Here is a 1,651-nt window from a genome sequence, read left to right as displayed (position 1 = left end):
GAGCTCGTCCCAGGTGCCGCCGACGCCCATCAGGAACACGGCGTCGTAGCCCTCGTCGGCGACCTTGTCGGCGAGCGCGGTCATCTTCTTGCCGGTCTCATAGACGTTCTTGCCGTCCTCGACGTAGCCCTCCTGGCTAAAGTGCATGATCTCGATCTTCTCGGTTTCCTTCATGGCTTTTCCTTTCTGTCCAGCACGCGAATCTATACATCGCGTTTCTTTTCGATACCAATTATAGACATACACCCAACGTGTTTTTAATACCACTTTTCAATCTGTTCCAATCCTCGGTGAACGGTCGAAATTCTCTGGTGAGTGGTATCAAATTATAATTTGATGTATAGCTAACGCCCCCGGCGTCTCCCTTGTGTGACAAAGAACAGCGTTCCTACCAGCGCAATAATGGTCGATGCTCCAAACAGTACCGTCTGGACGCCCAAAGCCTCCGCCAAAAACGGAGCCGCCAGCAGCGGCACCACGCCGGCGCTCATCAGGCCAAAACGCACAAAGCCGGTAATGCGCCCCAGGTATTTGATGTCGGCACGCTCCTGAATCAAGATCATCTGCAGCGGCTCCAGGAACCCCCAGGCCAGACCGTTAATCGCCTGACCGACAATCGCGACCCCCAGCATATCTGTGCCCACGTACACCATGGACCCAATGCCCACGGCCATGAGCGCGCCGAGCAGCAATCGTAGGTTGACATGGCGAGCAGAAAGCTTGGTCAGGATGAACGCGCCCACCGAGGAAGTGAGGCCCACGACAGAGGACAGCCAGCCCAGCCAGACGATATCCACGTTGAGCACATCACGGTAGAACAACGACTCAAGCGAATCAAACGCGCCAAACGCAAAGAATCCCAAAAAGCCCGAGATAAAGATGAGGCGCAGGTCGTGGTCGCGAAACGTAAGTCGCGCACCCTCGGCCATGCCGCCCAGAATACCGCCCTTCGGCTTTTCCCCTTTTGCGGGAACAACGCACTCGCGACAGCCCAAGGAGAGCACGGCCGCCACACCCATCATGCCCGCCATGAGCAGGTAGACCGATTGCGTGGCAAAACAGCTCACGATGGCACCGCCGAGCAGCGGGCCAGCGGTATAGGCGATATTGCTGTAGAACACCATGAGACCGTTCACGCGGGTACGGCCCTCGGTGGTCGACTCCAGGTATCCCGGAAACGCATGCGTGCAGGTGTTGATAAAGCCGCCCGCAAGCCCCAAGACGCACGCGGCAAACACAAGCCCGGGGACAGACAGCGGCGCCAACCCCACGCCAAGCGATAGCACAGCCGTAATCACGCACGTCACAAATGACGTCCGGCGCGGTCCAAAGCGATCGATGACCGAACCCGACACCATATTGCCCGCCGACGTCATAAGATTGCGCACGAGCGTAATGGCGGCAACCAAAAAGGCCGTGCCGGCCAGATCATACGTGGCCGCACCGATAAGCCCCAAAAAGTAGACCGCGTTGTTGGCGCACCACTGCAGGGACTCAATAAGAATCAGCCTGACCTCTGCCGGCGTCAGGCGCATTGCTTCGCGATCCTTCGCGAACATACGAACTCCTTCTATACAAAAAGGGGATGGAGGGCATAGGCCTGCTCCATCCCCTTTCCAGGTTGCAACGAAAATCTATGCAGCCGGGCCCT

Annotated in this window: 1 protein-coding gene; it reads right to left on the bottom strand. The window is 57.6% G+C overall.

Annotation, left to right across the window (positions count from 1 at the left end):
* Window positions 1-344 precede the first annotated feature (344 nt).
* On the bottom strand, window positions 345-1,559 hold the full coding sequence (locus PGW49_RS00315) for an MFS transporter (RefSeq protein ID WP_175406083.1): 1,215 nt from the start codon (window positions 1,557-1,559) through the stop codon (window positions 345-347).
* Window positions 1,560-1,651: the final 92 nt, after the last annotated feature.

This window comes from Collinsella aerofaciens, assembly GCF_027679495.1.
In the GTDB taxonomy this organism is placed as follows: Bacteria; Actinomycetota; Coriobacteriia; order Coriobacteriales; family Coriobacteriaceae; genus Collinsella; species Collinsella aerofaciens_AK.
This window is presented reverse-complemented; position numbering and strand designations above follow the sequence as displayed.